Genomic DNA, 3,595 nt, shown 5'->3' on the forward strand with positions numbered 1-3,595 from the left:
CGCAGGTCGGCCAGGGACTCGACCGACAGCCCGCGTCGCGCCGGGCGGGATCCCAGCGCCAGCAGCCCGATCTCCTCCATCGGCGTCACCTGCGCGAACCACGGCGCGAAGCCCGGTGCGTTCACGAGCGCGGCGAAGCGGTCGCGGCTGGCGGCATCCATCGTCGCGCCGATCGCATGGAATCGCTCGGCGGCGTGGCGGTTGGTGCGCTCCACGGAAGGCGACGAGGCCAGGAGCATGGCTGCGGCGACCTGGTCGATGTGGCGCTTGGCGATCGCCGGCTCGCCGTAGCGGGCGAAGATGACCTCGCCCTGTTCGGTGAGCTTGAACCGGCCGTCGACGGAGTGCGGCGGCTGCGCGAGGATCGCCGAGTTCGCCGGTCCGCCGCCGCGCCCGAGAGCGCCGCCGCGGCCGTGGAACAGCGTCAGCTCGATACCGGACTCCTTCGCCCAGTCCGCGATGGCCGCCTGGGCCTCGTACAGCGCGAGAGTCGCCGCGACCGGGCCCACATCCTTCGACGAATCCGAGTACCCGAGCATGACCTCGAGCCGGTTTCCGGTCTCGCCGAGTCGGGCCGCGAACGCCGGATGCCGCACGATCTCGCGCAGGATGCCGGGGGCGGCCTGGAGATCTGCGAACGTCTCGAACAGGGGAATGACATCGAGGACGGGCGGGGTGGCGCCCTCGCCGACGGCGTAGCGGGCGAGGCGGTGCACGTTTGCGAGGTCCTCAGCCGACTGCGTGAACGACACGATGTAGCGACCGGCCGCGCGCGGACCGTAGCGGTCCTGCAGGAACTTCACCACGCGGAAGACCTCGAGCACCTCTTCGGCGAGCTCGGACCGCTCGCCGCCGGCATCGAGCTCGTCGAGCACCTTGCGGTGCACCGCGGAGTGCTGGCGCACCTCGAGTTCGGCGAGGTGGAAACCGAAGGTCTCGACCTGCCAGATCAGCTGCTGCAGCTGGCCGTAGGCCTGCCGCGGTGCGCTGGCACGGACCAGGGAGTCCTGCACGACGCGAAGGTCGGCCAGCAGCTCGTCCGGCGTCGCGTAGGCCAGATCGGCGTCACGGGTGCGGGTCGCGGCGATCTTCCGCGCCGCCAGCAGCACGACGCTGCGGTGCAGCTCGCCGGGGGAGCGCTTGGCGATGTCGCGCGCCGCATCCTCGTCGGCAGAGCGGAGCCGATGCCACAGCGACGTGACGGCGTCGCTCGGCGGCGTCGTGTCGACGTCGAGGGTGAGGGTGCGTCCGATGCGGAGGGCCGCGCGCTCGAGACCGAGCAGCACGTGCTCACTGGCGATCTTCGCCGCCTTGCGCGTCACCGACGCCGTCACGAACGGGTTGCCGTCACGGTCGCCGCCGACCCAGGATCCGATCCTCACGAACGGGCGCACCACGGGGGAGCGGCTTCCGGCGGCCGGTCCCTGCAGCGCATCGTCGACACGACGGTAGACCTCCGGGATCGACGTGAACAAAGTGTCGTCGAAGACCGCCATCACGGCGCGCACCTCGTCGGTGGGCGACGGCTTCTCGGCCCGAAGCGGGCCGGTGCGCCACAGCGTGTCGATCTCCTCGAGCATCTGCCGCTCGGTCCGCCCCTCGTCGGCGCCGTTGCGCAGCGTCGCGTCGCGTTCCTCCAGCAGCTCGGCCAGACGGCGGATGCCCGTGGAGATCGCTCGCCGGCGTGCTTCGGTCGGGTGGGCGGTGAAGACAGGGTGGAAGCGCAGGGCCTGCAGACGCTCGAGGGCTGAATCGTCGCCGATCTCGGCGGCCAGGCGCACGAAGGCCGCGGCGACCGAGTCGGTGGCATCCTCGCGGTCGGGGCGGCCGTCGCGCTGGCGCAGCACCCGCACGCGCTGGTGCTCCTCGGCGAGGTTGACGAGGTGGAAGTAGCAGGTGAAGGCGCGGGCGACCTCTTCGGCGCGGTCGATGCTGAAGGAGTCGGCGATCGCCTCGGCCCGGGCGAAGGCCTCCGGGGTCGCATCCGTGTATGCCTGGATCGTCGCCGCGCGCAGTCGCTCGACATCCTCGAACAGCCCGGGTGAACCGCTCTCGCGGAGCACCCGACCCAGCAATCCGCCCAGCAGGCGCACGTCGGCGCGCATCGTGTCGGGGATCTCCTGGCCGGCTTCGTAGCGGCCGACGAGGTCGATCGCCTCGGTGTTCGTCAGTTCGCGCATGCGTTCAACGCTAGCGGCGTCGACGGTGTGCTCCGGACACGGGGAGGGTCGTCGGGTCCTCGCTCCCGGCGCCGGTAGACTGGGAGCTTGGTGTGCCGGGAAGTCTGGTCGGCGTCGTTCAGCGCATCCCACCAGACGAAAGGACCCGATGTCCCAGTCTCCTCAGTCGCCCCCGTTCCTGTCACTGTTCCGGTCCGAGCGCTTCCCCGCGATCGTCCTGCTCGTCGCCGCTGCGGCAGGCCTCGCCGTGGCCAACTCTCCCGCTGGACCCGCCGTCGATGACTTCATGCACGTGTACGTCGGCATCCCGGAGTTCTTCGAGCTGTCGGTGTCGCACTGGATCAAAGACGGCCTCCTCGCCCTCTTCTTCTTCGTCGTGGCCGTCGAGCTGCAGTTCGAACTCACCAGCGGCCAGCTGAACTCGGCCAAGAAGGCGTTGCAGCCGGCGATCGCCGCCGCGGGCGGCGTGATCGTCCCGATCGCCATCTACCTCGTCATCGCCCACGGCTCCGACGCGGTCAACGGCTGGCCCATCCCCACCGCGACCGACATCGCCTTCGCCCTCGGCGTGCTCGCGGTGTTCGGCAAGGGGCTCCCCTCCGCCCTCCGCGTCTTCCTGCTCGCGCTCGCGATCCTCGACGACATCGTGGGCATCATCTTCATCGCCGTGCTGTTCACGAGTGACGTCAACTACGGCCTGCTCCTGGGGGCGGCGGGGCTGGTCGTGCTGTTCGGCATCCTCTCCCGCCGCGTCGACACCCGCGCCCGCATCCCGATCACGATCGCCCTGATCGTCATCGGCGTCGTGACGTGGGCGCTCGTGTACAAGTCGGGCGTGCACGCCACGATCGCCGGCGTCGCGCTCGGCCTCGCGATGAGCCAGCAGCCTGCCCTCCACGCTCGACACGTGCTGGAGCCCTGGGTGAACGGCCTCGTCCTCCCCGTCTTCGCGTTCTCCGCCGCGCTCGTGGTCATCCCCCAGGTGAGCGCGGGCGAGCTCTCACCCGCCTTCTGGGGTGTGCTCGTCGCTCTGCCGGTCGGCAAGATCATCGGCATCTCGATCTTCGGATGGATCTCTCTCCGCGTCGGCCGTCGCGAAGGCCCGCCGGCGCTCACCTTCACCGACCTTCTTGCGGCGGGCTCGCTCGGTGGGATCGGGTTCACCGTCTCGCTGCTGCTGTCGGAGCTCGCCTTCGCCGAGCATCCGGAGATCCGCGATCAGGCGACGCTCGGTGTCCTCGCCGGGTCGATGGTCTCGCTCGTGCTCGCCGGTGTTCTCGTATCGTGGCGGGCATGGCACTATCGCCGTCTCGAGCAGAAGACCCCCGCGACGACCGCCTGAGCGATCCGCTCCGGCAAGCCGCCGACACGATGCGCGCGGTGCGTGACCGGTGCGTCTGGACGCAGCAGATCGA

At 70.3% G+C, this 3,595-nt stretch carries 2 protein-coding genes; one reads left to right on the forward strand and one right to left on the reverse strand.

Annotated features, from left to right (window positions below):
• On the reverse strand, window positions 1-2,180 hold a 2,180-nt coding region (locus B4E30_RS03640), incomplete at its 3' end, for a phosphoenolpyruvate carboxylase (protein WP_286793535.1).
• 148 nt (window positions 2,181-2,328) lie between these two features.
• On the opposite strand from B4E30_RS03640, the gene nhaA reads away from it, so the two are divergent.
• A complete protein-coding gene (gene nhaA / locus B4E30_RS03645; RefSeq protein WP_349676943.1) occupies window positions 2,329-3,522 on the forward strand; it encodes a Na+/H+ antiporter NhaA in 1,194 nt (397 codons plus the stop codon).
• The last annotated feature ends 73 nt before the right edge of the window (window positions 3,523-3,595 follow it).

Source organism: Microbacterium sp. UBA3394, assembly GCF_002358725.1.
In the GTDB taxonomy this organism is placed as follows: Bacteria; Actinomycetota; Actinomycetes; order Actinomycetales; family Microbacteriaceae; genus Microbacterium; species Microbacterium luteum.